Source organism: Bryocella elongata (genome assembly GCF_900108185.1).
GTDB lineage: Bacteria > Acidobacteriota > Terriglobia > Terriglobales > Acidobacteriaceae > Granulicella > Granulicella elongata.
In genome coordinates, this window is record NZ_FNVA01000003.1 from 283,525 (window position 1) to 300,342 (window position 16,818).

The following is a 16,818-nucleotide window of genomic DNA, read 5'->3' on the forward strand; positions in this document are numbered from 1 at the left end:
CCTTAACGGCGTGAGTGACATGATCAAGGTTCAGCTTCCTGACGGCTCCGTGCGCGAGGTGGCGCGCGGGACATCGCCGCTCGATATCGCCAACAGCATCTCCCCTCGACTCGCCGCAGCGGTTGTTGTGGCGCGCATCGCGCCGCTGACCGAGACGCCCGCCACGGAAGGCGAAGCGGCTCTCGAGGCCAGCGAAGAGGCGATGTACTCGTCGCACGCTACCGGCTCGCGAATTGTCGACCTCAACGCGCCGCTGACGGAGGACGTCACGCTGGAGCTCCTGAAGGAGGCCGACCCTGCTGCGCTGCAGGTGGTGCGGCACTCGGCCGCGCACGTGATGGCGACGGCGATCCTCGAGCTCTATCCCGAGACGAAGCTGGGCCACGGCCCGGCGACCGACAGCGGGTTCTTCTACGACGTCTATCGCGAGGTGCCGTTCACGGAGAGCGATCTCGCGGCGATCGAAGCACGGATGGCAGAGGTGGTCGCGCGCGATGAGAAGTTTGTCCGCGTGGAAGAGACCCGCGAGCAGGGCCTTGCGGAGTACGAGGCCAAGGCGGAGTTCATGAAGGTCCACTTCATCGAGCGGTTCGCCAAGCCCGGCGAAGAGATCTCGCTATACAAGAACGGCGGCTTTACGGACTTCTGCCGCGGGCCGCATGTGCCTTCGACCGGCCGGGTGAAGGCGTTCAAGCTCACGTCGCTGGCGGGCGCGTACTGGCTGGGCGATGAGAACAACCAGCAGCTGCAGCGCATCTATGGCACGGCGTACTTCAACGCCAAGGACCTGGACGCGCACTTCAAGCGGCTGGAAGAGATCAAGGCGCGCGATCATCGCGTACTGGGCAAGCAGCTCGACCTGTTCTCCATCCAGGAGGTCGCAGGCGCAGGCCTGATCTTCTGGCATCCGAAGGGCGGGTTAATCCGCAAGACGATGGAAGACTGGATGCGCGAGGAATGCATCCGGCGTGGGTATCACATGGTCTTCACGCCGCACATCATGCGGCGCGAGCTGTGGAAGATCTCCGGCCACGAGGGCTACTACTCGGAGAACATGTACCCCGCGATGACGCTGGACGATGCGGAGTACCGGCTGAAGCCGATGAACTGCCCGGGCCACGTGCTCATCTACAAGGCCACGCCGAAGAGCTATCGCGACCTGCCGCAGCGTTATGCCGAGCTCGGCAATGTGTATCGCTACGAACGCAGCGGCACCATGCATGGCCTGCTGCGTGTGCGCGGCTTTACGCAGGATGACGCGCACATCTTCTGCACACCGGAACAGATCGTCTCGGAGATTGAGGCTTGCCTTGATTTCGCCGAGGCGGTGCTGAAGACCTTCGGCTTCCAGGAGTATCGCGTGGAGCTTTCGGTGCGCGATCCGAAGAAGCCGGGCGACTTTGTGGGCAGCGATGAGGACTGGGCCAAGGCGGAAGGCGCGCTGCGCGATGTGCTCACCGGCCGTGGGCTCAAGTTCCAGAGCTTCCCCGGCGAAGCTGCGTTCTATGGCCCGAAGATCGATGTGAAGCTGGTCGACGTGCTGGGCCGGTTGTGGCAACTCTCAACGGTGCAGTTCGACTTCAACCTGCCCAAGCGGTTTGAGCTGGAGTACATCGGCGAGGATGGCGCGGCGCATCAGCCGGTGATGGTCCATCGCGCACTGTTCGGTTCGGTGGAGCGGTTCTTCGGCGTGCTCATCGAGCACTACGCGGGCTCGTTCCCCATGTGGCTCGCGCCGGTGCAGGTGGGCCTGGTGCCCATCAGCGAGAAGCACCTGGAGTACGCGGAGACGGTGAAGAAGCGGCTCGAAGCAGCGGGCCTGCGCGTGGAGCTCGACCAGAGCAACCAGAAGATGAACGCGAAGATCCGCGACTTCGGCCTGCAGAAGGTGCCATTCATCCTGATCATGGGGGACAAGGAAGCCGCGACGGACGCGGTCTCCGTGCGCACCCGAGGCAAGGGCGATCAGGGCTCGGTGACGGTGGAGGAGTTCCTGACGCGGGCGAAGGGGCTGGTTGGCTCGCACTCGATGGAGCTGTAGTGCAGCAGATCGAACTCGTGACAAAGATCGCAGCGCCTGTAGAGCGCTGCTTTCTTTTGTCTCTCAGTATCGATCTACATGTCGAATCGACCAAACGGACTGGTGAGCGGGCGATTGCCGGCGTCACGCGCGGGCTTATAGGCCCAGGAGAGTCTGTCACGTGGCGCGGAAGGCACTTTGGCGTCATGCTTACGCAGACGACGAGGATCACAGCATACGAGAGGCCGACTTACTTTCAGGACTCCATGACCCGTGGAGCCTTTCGCAGCTTCGTACACGATCACTTCTTCGAGGAGAACGGCAACGAAGGAACGATCATGCGCGATACGCTTCGTTTCGAAGCTCCGTTGAGGCCGATAGGCTTTCTTGCTGAGAAGCTTGTACTGCGCGGCTATCTCGAGCGCTTCCTTCGCGAACGGAATGAAGTGATTCGTCGTGTAGCTCAGTCGACGAATGACTGGCGACGATACATCGATACGGACAAGGGCGATGCCGCTCCGTAAGAGCACTGATCTGTAGAGGTATGAGGTACGAGGTTTTCAGGTGCGAGGTTGGGCGCTTGGGTCTCATGACCTCGCACCTCGACGGCGTCCTCGCAGGATCACTTCGAAACAGGAATCACCGTTACCGTGCGACCGGTCTGGGAGCTGCGTTTGGCGGCGTCGAGGATCTGCATCGTTGCGAGGTTCACGTCTACTGAAGTGAGGTCGTCGTCGCCTTTGATCTCGCCGCGTTCGATGGCGGCTAGGTACTCGAGGGAGTTGGTGTAGGCGAGGGGCAACTTGGGTGCGTCCTGCGTGGTGGGCTGGTCGCGTTGGGCGAAGCGGGTGCTGACGCGGTCGGGATCGAGGGCTACTTCGATGCCTTTGTCGCCGTAGACCTCCATGTCTTTGCGGGCGAAGCTCCAGTCCCAGCTGGGCATCAGGACGGCCTGCGCATCCTTGTAGCGGAGGATGATGGTCGCGTCGTCATCGACGTGCGGATAGGTGCCGGGCTTGTTGGTCTGGGCGACGGCGGTGACGCTGACGGGCAGCTCGCCGTGGCGCATCACGGTCAGCAGGTCGGCGCCGTAGCAGCCGAAGTCGAACATGGCTCCTGCGCCGCCGCGAGCGGGATCGCCCAGGAAGGCCATGAACTCGGGGCCGACGCCGATTTCTTTCGGACCCTGGTGGCCGTCGTGCACAACAACCTTGTAGACGTGGCCGAGCTTACCGTCCGCAACGTCCTTCAGCACCTCGGCGTTGCTGGCGTACCAGCCGGTCTCGTAGTTGACGAGCACGCGGGTGTGGTACTTGCGGCCGGCGTCTCGCATGGCGACGGCGTCGGCGAGCGTGGTGGCGAAGGGCTTCTCCATCATGGCGTCGAGGCCATGCTTTGCGGCCCATTCGACGACCAGGCGGTGCTTCTCGGGCGAGGTATAGACGAGGACTGCTTTGGGATGGACTGCGGCCAGCATGGCGTCGTTCGTGTCGTAGAAGAGGGAGCTGGCGAGGCTGAACTGCTTTGCATACTTCGCTCGCAGGGTGGGGTCCTTCTCGACGATGCCGACGACCTCGACGTTGTGTGTGTGGCGCAGGGTGTTGAAGAGACCCATCGCGTGGCCGTGCTCCAGGCCGATGACCGCGATCGGGACTGGCTGTTGCGCGTTCATGGCGAGGCTGGTTGCAGCGAGTGCGAAGGTGGCAAGCAAACACTTGATGGCGCGCATGAGTTCCTCCCCGGCGAAGCGACACCAGCATACAGTGGAAGCCATGATGTTCACGCTGCGGGAATCGATTGCCATCAATGCTCCGCTGGAGCGGTGCTTTGCACTGTCCACGCGAATCGAGCTGGTGCGCACGACATTGGGGATGAAACCGGTGGCTGGCGTGACAAGTGGCCACGTGGGCGCGGGGAGCCGGGTGGTGTGGCGGGGATGGAAGTTCGGCCTGCCCACGGAACATCACACGCTGATCAGCGAGCTGAAGGAACCGCACGAGTATGAACTTCCTGCACGGAGGCCGGGCGAGGCCCCGGTGCGATACAAGAGCGCCGTCTTCGTGGATAGGCAGGAACAAGGACGGTTCGCGCGATTCTCGCATGAGCACGACTTTCGACAGGAGTACGGCGAGGACACGATATTGCGTGACCGGGTGGAGTTCTCTCTCCCGTTCGGCTGGGCGGGCAAGCTGGTGGGGCAATGGATCGTAGCGCCCCACGCTCAGCGATTGATGCGCGAGCGGTTTGCGTTGATCAAGCGGCTGGCGGAGGGCGACGGCTGGCGAGAGTATGTTGATGCGCCGTGAACAGTGAGCGATCCCTCGAAGGGACCGCACCGTGGGTTGCGTCTTACGCATCTCAACTGCACAAGAGGTGAAGGAATGAAGGCAGTGTTGTTGCATGAGTATGGTCCGGCGAAGAACCTGAGGTGGGAAGATGCTCCCGACCCGCAGCCCGGCGAGGGCGAGGTGCTGGTGCGAGTGCATGCGGCGGGGATCAATCCCATCGACTGGAAAGTGCGCTCGGGCGCGATGAAGGAGTTCATGCCGCAGGAGTTTCCTACAATTCTGGGCTACGACTTCTCAGGAACCGTGCAAGCTCTTGGCGACAAGGTGACCGGCTTGAAGGTGGGAGATCGCGTGTTCGGGCTGAGCTCGCACACCTATGCGGAGTTAGTCGTGGCAAATGCTGCGGCGATTGCGATCGTGCCAGGCGAGGCCGGCGGGAAGCCGGCGCTGGAGATGACCACTGCGGGTGCGGTTCCTCTGGCGTCCACGACCGGAAGCCAGATCATGCTCGAGGGCGCGGAGGCCAAGGCTGGCGAGACGGTCGTCCTTACAGGCGCGACGGGCAGCGTGGGGCGTGTAGCCCTCTATGCGGCAAAGGAGGCCGGAGTGAAGGTCATCGCCCTGGTGCGGGCGAAGAACATCGATGAGGCCCTGAAGCTCGGCGCGGATGCTGCGATCGACAGCAGCGACGATGCGGAGCTTGCGAAGCTGGGCACGGTGGATGCGGTCGCGGATCTGGTCGGTGGGCCGCTGGCCGTGAAGCTGCTCAGCAAGGTGAAGCCGGGTGGGATCTTTGCGAGCGCCGTGGGGGCTCCCGCAGAGGCGAAGCTTCATCCGACGATCGTCGCGAAGAGCTTCCAGCAACATCCGGACCCGAAAGCCTTTGTGCATTATGGCGAGGCGGTGCGTGACGGCAAGCTGGTGCTTCCCATCGACCGCGTGATGTCGATGAGCGAAGCCGCAGAGGCACAGGCAGCCGGTGAGAAGGGTGGGCTGGGGAAGATCGTGCTGACGGCCTAGAGAAGCGCTGCACCGGGCCGAGCATTCGATACCTGAGGGGCTGAAGCCCCTTGCGTGGGCCCGTTTACGGCGGGGCTGAAGCCCCGCCCTGACAAAGCACGACTTGTACAGAGGGACGTAAGCCCGCTGAAGTAATTTCCAATGCACAAAGGCCGCTCGGTTGAGCGGCCTTTGTCGTTGCTGGGATTGCGGTGCTAGCCCAGGATCTCCTGCAGCTTGGAGAGGGTGCGGGCGAGGTCCTTGTCGTGGCGCTTCTGCTCGTCGATCTTGGCGATCGAATGCATGACGGTGGTGTGGTGCTTGCCGCCGAACTGGCGCCCAATCTCAGGCAGCGAGGCTTCCGTCATCTGCTTGGCGAGATACATCGCGATCTGGCGCGGGACGACGATCTGACGGGAGTTGTTCTTCTGCTTCAGCTCGGCGACGCGCATGCCGAACTGCTCGGCGACCGCACGCTGGATCGCTTCGATGGTGATCTTGCGCACCTGCGTGTCGATGAACTGCTTGAGGCACATCTGCGCCGTGGGCAGCGTGATCTCGACGCCGTGCATGGAGCACCAGGCGATGAGGCGCGTGAGCGCGCCTTCGAGCTCGCGGACGTTCGTGCGCACGTTGCCGGCGATGAACAGCGCGACGTCGGTGGGCAGGGTGGTCTGCTCGGCCTCAGCCTTGCGCTGCAGGATGGCGACCTTGGTCTCGAGATCGGGCGGCTGCACATCGACGACAAGGCCCCACTCGAAGCGTGAGCGGAGACGCTCTTCGAAGTCGTTCAGCTCCTTGGGAGGGCGATCCGACGCGATGACGACCTGCTTGTTGCTCTCGTGCAGCGCGTTGAAGGTATGGAAGAACTCCTCCTGGGTGCGCTCCTTGCCGGCGAGGAACTGGATGTCGTCGATGAGCAGGATGTCCACAGTGCGGAACTTGTCGCGGAAGGTGGACATCTTCTCGTAGCGGACCATGTTGATCATCTCGTTGGTGAACTTCTCACCGGAGATGTACGAGATGGAGTACTGCGGGTAGCGCAGCTTCGCCTGGTGACCGATGGCGTGCATCAGATGGGTCTTGCCGAGCCCCACGCCGCCGTAGACGAACAACGGGTTGTAGGCCTTGGCGGGACGTTCCGCAACAGCCTGAGCCGCGGCGTAGGCAAACTGGTTGCCAGGGCCGGTGACGAAGTTATCGAACTGGTAGCGCGGGTTGAGGAGCGCCGCCGAGTTCCAGTCGAAGCGCGACTGCTCCGGGCCAACACCGGCGCCGGTGTTGACGCGGCTGCTGCGGGGAGCATTGAGCGAATGGCTGGACTGGGGACCGAAGCCACCGTCTTCCCGCACGCGGTTGGCGTTGGGATCAGGGGCGGGCACCTCGAACTGGACGCGGTCGAGATCAAGGCCGAGGTTGTCGATGGCCTCCATGATGAGATCGGCGTAGCGATCGCCAACGTGCTGAAACTCCACCGAGGGGACGCGGATGTAGAGCACGCGTTCTGCCACGTGCGAAAAGCGCGTGGGCTTCAGCCACGTTTCAAAGCTCTGCCGATTGATCTTTTTCTCGAGCGCGCCGAGGATGCGAACCCACTGATTGAGTACGGCGGCTGGAATGGGTACGAATGACATTCGTTCGATCTTCCTTCTTATGTCTACTGATGCTGTGCTGCGGGGCAGCGTTCGATCGACACTGGGCGAAATAAAAAAAGAACTCTCCCCTGCGCAGCAGGCAACGCCACTGCGCCGCAACATCCGTCGCTGGGTTTGGTTCTGAAATCCCTGGTGGCGCGGTGGCGACGAGGGAGAGTGGAACAAGCTCAGAAGGCCCTGTGCAACTCGAGCGTGAACGCTCTAGCGATCACGGAACGGACTCGATAGTAGCACGCTAAAGGGGACCCCATGGCAAGACAAAAGTCACGTTGCCGCAAGAATTCCGGGCAGTTGCACCAAGAGTAGTGAAGAACCCTCCGCTGTCCCGTCGAAGGAATCCAGTGCTGTTTCTCTCATACGCTTTGACCATTCGGTGTGATAGCAAACACACACCAATTCGTTGCCCGTTTTCCTCAATTTGAGCTATACTCGGAGAGTTGCCGCGGGGCCATTTTGGCGTACTCCGGCGGCCCGGTGCTTGAGTGCACCACTCATCTTTTCGATCCGCTATCAGCTACCTGACTGCTGCCCTCACTGAGGGGAGCGTTGCACGGCGAGATGCTGGCGGACGTTGCACGCAAGAGGATCCCGACAATGCCGAAGCGCACCTTCCAACCCAACCGCCGTCGTCGCAGCAAGGTTCACGGCTTTCTGAGCCGCATGGCCACCAAGAACGGGGCAAAGGTTCTCAGCCGCCGCCGCGCCAAGGGCCGTCACAAGATTGCCGTCTCGGCCGGTTACCGCGACTAGTTCGCGGGCATCGTTCTCTGCTTTCCGAAAACGCGCGCTCACGGACTTCGGTCCTGAGCGCCGTTTCGTGTTGGTAGACAGACGCAGATCCCCAACGGGGATGACAACCCAGAACTCATCGGCTGCAGAAACATGGATCATCGCCTTTGCCAACACGCCGACTACCAGCGCGTCTACAAGACGTCCCGGAAGCAGTTTGGCAAACAGATCGCCTACTTCCATGTATTGCGTGGCGTTCCCGTCGCAGGGCGAGAGGTTGCCCGGGGCCCGCGTGTGGGCCTTACCGTGCCGAAGGCGCTGGGCAAGGCCGTCGATCGCAACCGCATCAAGCGACGCCTGCGTGAGTGTGTCCGCGGGGCTCTTTCGCTGCTCACTTCCGATGTCGACGTGATCCTGCACCCCAGGCGCAGCGTACTGACGACGGAGTTTGCTGGGCTGGAGCGGGAGGTAGCGATGATCTTCCGATCCGTGCAGGCTGCCTGCGACCGGACGAAGAATGCGGCGAACCGTGCGGGGTCGGAAGTTGAGCCTGCTCAGCGCGTCCCAGCCGTCCAGCAACCCTAAACCGGGATCCCTGGTTTCATCCGGACAGCCAATCTTGCGAAGCGCACCGCAGCCCGAACCGTCCCAGGAGACGCGATCTCCCTCGCGCTGGCGGGCGCAATCGGCGCGGATCTTCTTTTCTGTCTATAAGAAGCTGCTCTCTCCCGCGCTGCATGCCTTCGGGTTCTCGCAGTGCAAGTACCTGCCGACCTGCAGCGAATATGGCTATGCGGCGGTGGTCAAGCATGGCTGGCTGCGCGGGGGCTGGCTGGCCGTAAGGCGGGTGGCACGCTGTCATCCGTGGGCCGCAGGCGGCTTTGACCCCGTTCCGTAACACGCAGGGCCACGGCCGCTCTCATACAATGAGAGGAAGTGCGCCTGCGCGTCTCCGCGCGGCTGAAGCGAGAACAGGAAACCCCTTTGCCCGAGTACACAAATCCAAACCAGACCGGAGGTGGCCAGGACAGCCGCCTGTTCACGGTCATGATCCTCGTCATGTTCGCCGCGATCTTCGGTTACCAGTGGTGGCAGTTGAAGCACACACCGCCACCGGAGCCGCAGCATGCGACGCCGGCCGCCCAGTCTCAGAGCGCCTCCAGCGCAGCGGCGACGCAGGGAGCGCCAACCGGCCCTGCGACGGTGGCCGAGGTGAAGGCCACCGGCGAAAGCACAACGGTCGTTGAGAACGAGCTCTACAGGATCACGTTCTCCAACCACGGCGCGCAGGTGACCTCCTGGGTGCTGAAGAAGTACAAGGACGGCGAGGGGCATCCGCTCGACCTGGTGCACGACGAGGCGGCGAAGATCTACGGCTACCCGATGTCGCTGTACACCTATGACGCGACGCTGACGCAGGCCATCTCGCAGGCGCTGTATGTGCCTTCCGCCACGGGTACGCTGCAGGCGCCGGCGACGCTGAGCTTCGAGTACGCAGCCGGCAACGTCACCGTAAAGAAGACCTTCAGCTTCGGGGCCGACTATGTGGTCCACGCTGACACTCTGGTCACGCGCGGTGGCTCTCCTGTCCGTGCCCTGCTTTCGTGGCCCATGGGCCTTGGCGATATGGAAGGCACAAGCTCCTTTGCCAGCTCGCAGATCGACACCGCTTATAAGAACAACGACGATCACGTGGCCTTCAAGAAGGTCACCGGCGGAGCGACCCTCAATGGCCCGTTCGACTATGCGGGCACGAGCGACCAGTACTTCGCCGCGATCTTCATGCCGGACCAGCCGACGGACGCGACGGTTGTCACCTTCCACGACATGGTCGACGCGGCACAGTTCACCAAGGGCTCGCGCCTGCGCCAGTTTGTGACCAACGACAAGCCTGCGAAGCTGCCCATGCTGGGCGCAGCGGTAGGAAGCCTCTCCGGACATAACGAGGAGCGGGTCTTCGTCGGACCGAAGGCGATGACGGTGCTGGCAAGCGTCACCACGGCCACCGGCACGTCGTTGAAGTCGGTACTGGACTTCGGCTTCTTCGGTCCGATCGGCAAGTACCTGTTCGTGGCACTGCACTTTGTGCAGGAGCATGTGGTCTCGAACTGGGGATGGGCGATCATCCTGTTCACCCTGTTCATCAACATCGTGCTGCTTCCACTGCGCATCCAGAGCATGCGCTCGGCGCTGAAGATGCAGCGCATCCAGCCGGAGCTGGACAAGATCAAGGCGAAGTACAAGAACCCGGGGCCGACCGATCCGAAGGCCGCGGAGATGAACGCCGAGATCATGGACTACCAGAAGAGCCAGGGCGTCAGCATGTTTGGCGGCTGCATCCCCTCGCTGATTCAGCTGCCACTGCTGTTCGCGTTCTTCACGATGATGACCCGCGTGGTGGAGCTCCGGCAGGCACACTGGTACTGGCTGCATGATCTTTCCGCAGCGGATCCGTACCACATCCTTCCGATCTTCATGGTGCTGACGTCGTTCCTGGTGCAGTTCTATACGCCATCGCCTGGAGTCGATCCGCAGCAGCAGAGGATGATGGCCTTCATGATGCCGGCGTTCTCTGGCTGGATGACCTGGAACTATGCTTCGGGCCTGGCGCTGTACTGGAACACCGGCAACCTGGTGATGATCCTGATGCAGCTGGGGATCAACTACTCTTCGCTGGGCAAGGAGATGAAGAAGCTGGCGGCAGACCGCGCAGCCCGCAAATCTGCCGGTCCCAAGGTGATCCAGGGGAAGCGCTAAGTCACTAAGCCGTTGACTGCGGAGATTCCCCTGACTATCAGGCTACTGATATATGACGCGACTTACTGCGTTTGTATCGGAGGCTAAGTGAAACCGCTCTCTGGTGTGTCGAATCAAAGGTTTGACGCACCAGAAGCGGCGCTCATAAAGTAGAGACCGCGCCGGCCCACGGTTCTCGACAAACGCTAGTCCCACGAACGAAAGGGCTGGTCCGCCACGGCGGACTGAATGGGAGTTAGAACCATGGAAGATCTCGCGCAGGCGGCAGAGCAAATCGCCTCCTTTATGCGTACGCTGACCACCGTAGGCGGCCTGCGTCTGAAGTACCGCATTACTGCCGGAGCCGGCGCTGCCGATCCGGATGAGATCGAGCGGCGCGACATCTACGTGGAATGCAAAGGTGCGGACGCGGAGCTGCTGCTGGAGAACGATGGCGAGCTGCTGCGCTCCCTGGAGCACATTGCAGCGAAGATCCTGCGCCTGGAGCCAGAGGACCATGACCGAGTCTCGTTCGATACGAATGGCTATAAGGCCTCGCGGGCACAAAACCTTCGCGATGCAGCGGACCGTGCGATCGATTACGTCGATGACAATGACAAGCCGTTCCGCTTCCCGGCGATGAACAGCCGGGAACGCCGCATCCTGCACCTCTTCCTGAAGGAGAGCGGGCTGCAGACGGCCAGCGCAGGCGAAGGTCCGGAACGAGCGGTGGTGCTGTACCCCGAGGGCTACAAGATCCCGGTGGAGCGTCCCAGCTTTGGCGACCGCCGTGGAGGTGGATTCAATCGTGGCGGCGGTGGTGGCCGTGGCGGTGGGCGCGGCAGATACTAGCGCTCTCCGCTGCAAGAGAGATTCGTCTGCAGGAAGAACGCCCACACCTCATCGCGAGGTGTGGGCTTTTGCTTTTGGCATCCGGGCCACACAACCCGGCAACGCACGCGGGACGGTGCCTGAAACGGCAGGGACGCGTTTTCCTATGCATCCGCCTGAACTTGTAGAAAATTGCGGTCGTCCTGCACCCGCATAAAGCCTGCCGCAGGACGCGATCCTCACACAAGAACGGATCGGCTTCGGAGGCTGTCCTCAGGCCAATGTGGAAGACGGGGAAAAGCAGGGACGCTCATGGAGGTGAGTGTCCTTCTACCCAAGGTGTTCGAGTTTTCGACAGGGAGTTTTCTAAACCGGGGGCAGACGAAAAGGCGCGTCGTTTCTGCGCAAGGACTGCTTATCCACTCTTCCACGGTGAACGGCTGTTACTACTCTTTCCTACTCTCATTCTGGTCAGGTTTAAGAAGTACCTCTTCGCGCCAGCATCGTTCCTGGATCAGCACCACTCCTCCCCTGCTCCCGAAGGCATTGCCACCACAGCGCCTCAGCGTGTCGCGCCTATGGCGGCGGGCCAGAACACCGCAGTTCGGCTGCCTGGCAGGCCCCTCCATCCGAAAAGGACGCCATACCCACATCGCTGCAGGCGCCCATAGCGGGTATCCATGCGGTATGGGGCGGGATCATCAGACGAATGCCCTGAAATTCACAGGCTCGACCCTCTCGCGTTACTCCTTTTCTTTGCCTAGAATCAACACAACTCCGGCCTGCGCGTTCCTGCAATTCTGCTGAGCGCGAGCAGTGTGCCAGAGGGTGTTTGCAGCCGCAGACGAGAGGGGAGCCGCCGTGTCCGCTACCATTGCACCGCCCGAAGATGGGAGAATCGATTCCGTGTCCAGCTCACTCATTCCCGATGCAGCGCCCACCGGCAATCTCGAGATCAGCGTTTCGCGCGCAGAGTTGTTGCGCGAGCTCACCGCAGCGCAGTCCGTGGTGGAGCGAAAGACTACGATCCCGATCCTGTCGAACTTCCTGTTTGAGGCCAACGGCGAGACGCTGACGATTACGGCGACCGATCTCGATCAGTCGCTGCGCACCAGCTGCCCGGCCAAGGTGAAGAAGGCTGGCGCGTGCACGATTCCTGCGCGCAAGCTGTACGACTACATCAAGCTGCTGCCCGAGGGGGAGATCAGCATCAAGCTGATGGACAACCACTGGGTGCAGATCCGCGCCGGCCGCTCGAACACGAAAATGGTGGGCATGGCGCGGGCGAACTTCCCGCAGGTTCCGGAGATTCCGGGCGGCGGGCTGTTCAAGATCTCGGCGCCGGCACTGCGCAACATGATCTCGAAGACGATCTTTGCGATCTCGAGCGAGGAGTCGCGCTACACGCTGAACGGTGCGTTGCTGGTGCTGAAGGCGGAGTCGATGGCGATGGTGGCGACCGATGGTCATCGCCTGGCGCACATTGAGAAGCATGGCGAGACGCTGGAAGGCGTAACCGGCGAGAAGCGTACGCTGATCCCGCGCAAGGCGCTGGCGGAGCTGCAAAGCCTGCTCTCCAACACGGACGCCGAGTTTATCGACTTTGCCGATGACGAGCAGACGTTGTTCTTCAAGGTGGGCGGGCGCGTGCTGACCAGCCGCAAGCTCACAGGCCAGTTCCCGAACTACGAAGCTGTGCTGCCGCGCGACAACACGAAGTTCGTCATCGTGCGCAGCGAAGACCTGATGGGTTGCATCCAGCGCGTCGCGCAGTTCGCGGATGAGCGCTCGGGCGCGATCAAGATGCGGCTGGAGCAGAATGAGCTGAAGCTGAGCGCACAGTCGACCGATGCCGGTGAGTCGGAAGACATCATCGAGACGCCGTACAACTACGATCCTCTGGTGGTGGGCTTCAACTCGAGCTACCTGGTGGACTTCCTGAAGGCGACCGGAGTGACGGGCGAGGTGCGTCTGGAGTTCAAGGACGCGCAGTCGGCCGGCCAGATGCGGCCTGAAGATGGCAATGAGGATGTGAAGTATCGCTACATCCTGATGCCCATGCGCATCTGAGGCATTGCCTGCAGCGGAACGCGCTTCGCGCAAGGACAAAGACAAAGACAAAGACAAAGACGAAACGCCCTCTCGCAGAGAGGGCGTTTTCCCTTTGTTCGACGATTCGCGTTTCAAGACCGTCTCTCCAGGTGCGGTATTGCTGGTCCAATCGAGACCCGGATTCCCTCCGGGAATGACAAACAAAGAGAGCTACACCTCAGAGGAGATGTCTCAGTTTGTCTGTGGGCTTCTCGATGTGGTCGATGACGAGGTAGGTGACGGGACCCTTCTGGGGTGTGAGCTTGAGCCCGAGTTGCTCCCTGACGGCGGTGAAGAGGCTTGGGCGGTCCAGGAAGCCGGGCGGCAATGCGTCTTTGTCGATACCGGGGGGCAGTTCAGGCAGAAAGACGAGCTTGAAGTCGTAGTTGCCGGTCAGCCCCGTCATGTTGACGACGGGACGCTCGTCGTTTTGAAGGAATTGGCCGAGCTGCCAGCAGAGATAGTTCATCGGGACGCGGATGCCAGTGAAGCCATCGATGCTGCCCTGGAAGGGGATCTGGAAGTTCTCGGCGCTGGTGTTCGGCTTCATCTTCAGGCCGGAGCTATCGATGGTGAGCGCGTAGATGTTGCCTTCTTTCTTCTCGGTATGGAACCTGAGGCCGAAGCGATCGGCGAGCAGATCCTGGAACATGGCATGCAAATCATCGAGGGAGTAGGCCTTGTCCGCCTTGGCATCGATGTCGAAGAGCTCGTCGTTGACCCAGGATGGAGAGCTGGTGATCTGTCGCGCAGGGATCTTGTACATCAGCGCGATCATGGTCTTCACGTTGATACAGCGCGCCTGATAGCCGAACCCTCCCGGCGTTCCCTTGATGAAGCACGGTTGCCGCGGCTGAGGTGGCGCGGAAGGGCGTACCGAAACGACGTCAAAGCTGAGGCGCGGTGAACCGGGAGGCGCCATGGCGAGTTCCTGCGCGGAGGCAGCTATGCCGAACAGGACACAAAATGCGAATGGCGCTGCGACAAGGCGGAGGAGATCTCTCATGCGCATGATCCTTGGACGGGGGAATGCCTTGCAGGATACCTGAGGCTCTTGCTGGGGCAGAGAAGGCGGGTTGCGAGGTGGTGGAGTGGGCCCGAAAATTTTTGCGGGCCGCTCTTCGAGCGGACCCTCAACGGACAAGTTTCGAGACGTAGAAAAGAGTTCTCAGCGCGGCTCGGGTTTGGTAGAGTCACCGCACCACCATGTCGACAACACCTCCCGCATTGAGCTTCACGCGAGCCTCCTACGAAGGCGACCCACCACAAGGGGACGCCTGCGCCTTCTGCAAACGCCCTCTCGACGGGGGCTACTACCGGGTAAACGAGTTGCTGGCCTGCGAAGCTTGTGCGCGGCAGGCCGCAACGCTTGTGCCTCCGGATTCCCATGCCGCTTTTGTGCGCGCTGTCTCGCTGGGAGCCGTGGCGGCTGTGCTGGGCTGTGCGGCGTATGCGATCTTCCAGATCGCTACAGGCATCATGATTGGCTACGTGGCCATCGCCGTGGGCTACCTGGTGGGGTGGGCGATGCGCAAGGGTTCGCATGGTCTGGGAGGCCGGCGGTACCAGATAGCAGCCGCACTGCTGACGTATGCGGCTGTTGCCGTGGCGTTTGTTCCGGTGGCGATTCACGAGTTGCGCGAGGAGCGGGCCGGGGTGCAGGCGCACGCGACGACTTCGAATCAGCAGGGAGCTTCAGCCTCGGAAGGCGACGGCGCACCGAAGGCCAAGCCGCCGGCAACGATCGGTGGATGGATCGGCGGCATTGCCATGTTGCTGGGGCTCGGGCTGATCTCGCCGTTTCTGGAGCTGGCATCGTCGGTGCCTCACGGCCTGCTCAACCTGTTCATCATCTTCCTGGGGATCAGGATGGCCTGGCAGCACATGGCCGGCAGACGGCTGCTGGTGGAAGGACCATACGGAGCTCCGGGGCAGACCTAACGCGGCCATCGCGGGGACGGGGCCTGGAAGCCTCAGAGGCGGCCGATGGATCGAGCGACCGTAGCCCAGGGATGTGTTTGCGCGATGGGGACGCGGGTGAAGATGACGACCGCCACGATGGCGAGGCCGATAGCTGTGGTGCGGTGGACTTTGCGCAGCGAGATCAGGTCATAGAGGACGATCAGCAGGACGAAGCTGACTTCGACCACGCCCATGAGCGGTGGGTGCTGCTGCAGGGCGGCGACGGGCCAGCGGCCCAGAGCGGCGTCGGTGAGCACGATCGTGGCTAGCAGGATGAGCCGTTTGTGCGCTGCGGGCTCGCGGCGGGTGCGCCAGGACCACACCATGAAGAAGGCAAACATGCTGATCCCCGTGAGCGGGATGATGAGGAACTGGTCGGCGGTGAGGCCGAGAGGCGCTTCGCCGCGGCGGTGCATGTCCAGCGAGGCCAGCGGCCCGAGGATGCACATCAGAATGGCGAGGCAAAAGCCATAGACGCCGAGGGCGCGGTGGATGCGGACGTTGCCGGTGGTGATCAGCGCGGTCTGCACGAGCAGCAGAAGGATCCACAAAGAAAAGACTGCGCCGTGGAAATGGATGAGTCTATTGGGCAGCGGCGCGGTGACCATGCCGGCGAGGAAGTAGGTGCGCGCAAAGCCGAAGAGGACGGTCGCGAGCATGAGCAGGCTCATGAAGGCGAAGAAGGCGCGTTCCAGAGTGCGGTTGGGCTTGCGGAGTGGGTGGGCAGCAGGCACGGCAGAGGCGGCAGAGGCGCTCATGAGGGCTCCTGTGAGGAGAGAGATTGGGAGATGCGGCGCAGCGCGAAACGGCAGTCATCACCGGGGAAAGCAAAAGAAACAGGATCTGCAGGGGAGCGCAGTCAGTATGCCTCAGAACATGGCGTGTGGCGAGGGTTTTCGGGGTGCTCGGACCGACGGAAGAGAGGTAGAAGTTGGGTTGCGGGTTTCGGGTGATAGGCTACGACCTTCGGGCGGCCTACACTGGATCGATGGCGGAGCCTCAGAGCTTGAACGCGCGCATCCTGGCGATCGATCCGGGGAAGCGGCGCATTGGGATTGCGATTACCAGCGAAGCGGGGCTGGGCGCGATGCCGCTGTTCACGCTGACGCGGACCAATGAGCGTGCCGATCTGAAGGCCATCCTGCGGTTCGTGCGGCAGCACCGGATTGAACAGCTGGTGGTGGGCTATCCGCTGAACATGGATGGGACTGTGGGACCGCAGGCGGAGAAGGCGGAACGGTTTGCGGAGTCGCTGCGGGAAGCGCTGCGGGATGCGGAGCCGGCGATCCCGGTGCACCTGCTGGACGAGCGGCTGACGACGCATGAGGCGCATGAGCGGCTGAATGAGTTCGAGCGTCGCGTGGCCGGACGGAACGCGCGCGTGACGCGGGACGAGTTCATCGACCAGGTGGCCGCTGCGGTGCTGCTGGAGAGCTTTCTCTCGCGGGAGCAGGTGGTGCTGTTGCCTGAGGAGTAGCGCGCGTCGTGAAGCAAGAAGGTGCGATCG

Annotated in this window: 16 protein-coding genes; 12 read left to right on the forward strand and 4 right to left on the reverse strand. The window is 62.2% G+C overall.

Features of this window, described 5'->3' with window-relative positions; translation table 11 throughout:
• Positions 1 to 19: 19 nt before the first annotated feature.
• Positions 20 to 2,041, forward strand: coding sequence for a threonine--tRNA ligase (thrS, locus tag C4S68_RS10350; RefSeq protein ID WP_103932989.1), 2,022 nt, complete (start codon positions 20 to 22; stop codon positions 2,039 to 2,041).
• A gap of 245 nt (positions 2,042 to 2,286) precedes the next feature.
• Complete coding sequence (locus C4S68_RS23605) at positions 2,287 to 2,544, forward strand: SRPBCC family protein (protein WP_235011505.1); 258 nt, start codon at positions 2,287 to 2,289, stop codon at positions 2,542 to 2,544.
• A gap of 98 nt (positions 2,545 to 2,642) precedes the next feature.
• Here C4S68_RS23605 and C4S68_RS10360 read toward each other — a convergent pair whose 3' ends face one another.
• Positions 2,643 to 3,749 carry a Gfo/Idh/MocA family protein gene (locus C4S68_RS10360; RefSeq protein ID WP_103932991.1) on the reverse strand — a complete coding sequence of 369 codons (1,107 nt, stop codon included), beginning with the start codon at positions 3,747 to 3,749 and terminating at the stop codon, positions 2,643 to 2,645.
• On the opposite strand from C4S68_RS10360, the gene C4S68_RS10365 reads away from it, so the two are divergent.
• Positions 3,748 to 4,326, forward strand: coding sequence for an SRPBCC family protein (locus tag C4S68_RS10365; protein ID WP_235011506.1), 579 nt, complete (start codon positions 3,748 to 3,750; stop codon positions 4,324 to 4,326). The two genes, C4S68_RS10360 and C4S68_RS10365, sit on opposite strands and share 2 nt — an antisense overlap.
• Positions 4,327 to 4,401: 75 nt before the next feature.
• Positions 4,402 to 5,328, forward strand: coding sequence for an NADP-dependent oxidoreductase (locus C4S68_RS10370; RefSeq protein WP_103932992.1), 927 nt, complete (start codon positions 4,402 to 4,404; stop codon positions 5,326 to 5,328).
• 194 nt (positions 5,329 to 5,522) lie between these two features.
• Here the strand turns inward: C4S68_RS10370 and dnaA are convergent, their stop codons facing one another.
• Positions 5,523 to 6,941 (reverse strand): chromosomal replication initiator protein DnaA, encoded by a 1,419-nt coding sequence (gene dnaA, locus C4S68_RS10375; protein ID WP_103932993.1) that lies wholly within the window; start codon positions 6,939 to 6,941, stop codon positions 5,523 to 5,525.
• A 615-nt stretch (positions 6,942 to 7,556) separates the two neighbouring features.
• Here dnaA and rpmH point away from each other — a divergent pair.
• The 6 genes from rpmH (at position 7,557) to dnaN (ending at position 13,328) form a co-directional block, all read left to right on the forward strand.
• Entirely contained in the window at positions 7,557 to 7,712 is a 156-nt protein-coding gene (gene rpmH / locus C4S68_RS10380; protein WP_103933293.1) for a 50S ribosomal protein L34, read from the forward strand.
• 132 nt (positions 7,713 to 7,844) lie between these two features.
• Complete coding sequence (gene rnpA / locus C4S68_RS10385; RefSeq protein ID WP_103932994.1) at positions 7,845 to 8,276, forward strand: ribonuclease P protein component; 432 nt, start codon at positions 7,845 to 7,847, stop codon at positions 8,274 to 8,276.
• 34 nt (positions 8,277 to 8,310) lie between these two features.
• A complete protein-coding gene (gene yidD / locus C4S68_RS10390; protein ID WP_235011507.1) occupies positions 8,311 to 8,589 on the forward strand; it encodes a membrane protein insertion efficiency factor YidD in 279 nt (92 codons plus the stop codon).
• An 86-nt stretch (positions 8,590 to 8,675) separates the two neighbouring features.
• Positions 8,676 to 10,448, forward strand: coding sequence for a membrane protein insertase YidC (gene yidC / locus C4S68_RS10395; protein WP_103932995.1), 1,773 nt, complete (start codon positions 8,676 to 8,678; stop codon positions 10,446 to 10,448).
• 243 nt (positions 10,449 to 10,691) lie between these two features.
• The gene (locus C4S68_RS10400) at positions 10,692 to 11,279 is read left to right on the forward strand and encodes a Jag family protein (protein ID WP_103932996.1); all 588 of its coding nucleotides are present in this window, start codon (positions 10,692 to 10,694) and stop codon (positions 11,277 to 11,279) included.
• Positions 11,280 to 12,164: 885 nt separating this feature from the next.
• Entirely contained in the window at positions 12,165 to 13,328 is a 1,164-nt protein-coding gene (gene dnaN / locus C4S68_RS10405; protein ID WP_235011508.1) for a DNA polymerase III subunit beta, read from the forward strand.
• Between the two features lie 199 nt (positions 13,329 to 13,527).
• On the opposite strand, the gene C4S68_RS10410 is transcribed toward dnaN, so the two are convergent.
• Positions 13,528 to 14,355, reverse strand: a complete 828-nt coding sequence (locus C4S68_RS10410) for a TIGR03435 family protein (RefSeq protein ID WP_160115095.1) — start codon at positions 14,353 to 14,355, stop codon at positions 13,528 to 13,530.
• A gap of 200 nt (positions 14,356 to 14,555) precedes the next feature.
• Here C4S68_RS10410 and C4S68_RS10415 point away from each other — a divergent pair, with 200 nt between their 5' ends.
• On the forward strand, positions 14,556 to 15,290 hold the full coding sequence (locus C4S68_RS10415) for a hypothetical protein (protein WP_146072103.1): 735 nt from the start codon (positions 14,556 to 14,558) through the stop codon (positions 15,288 to 15,290).
• 32 nt (positions 15,291 to 15,322) lie between these two features.
• Here C4S68_RS10415 and C4S68_RS10420 read toward each other — a convergent pair whose 3' ends face one another.
• Positions 15,323 to 16,069 carry a hypothetical protein gene (locus tag C4S68_RS10420; protein ID WP_103932999.1) on the reverse strand — a complete coding sequence of 249 codons (747 nt, stop codon included), beginning with the start codon at positions 16,067 to 16,069 and terminating at the stop codon, positions 15,323 to 15,325.
• A gap of 248 nt (positions 16,070 to 16,317) precedes the next feature.
• Between C4S68_RS10420 and ruvX the strand changes: the two genes are divergently transcribed.
• Positions 16,318 to 16,788, forward strand: coding sequence for a Holliday junction resolvase RuvX (ruvX, locus tag C4S68_RS10425; protein ID WP_235011509.1), 471 nt, complete (start codon positions 16,318 to 16,320; stop codon positions 16,786 to 16,788).
• Positions 16,789 to 16,818: the final 30 nt, after the last annotated feature.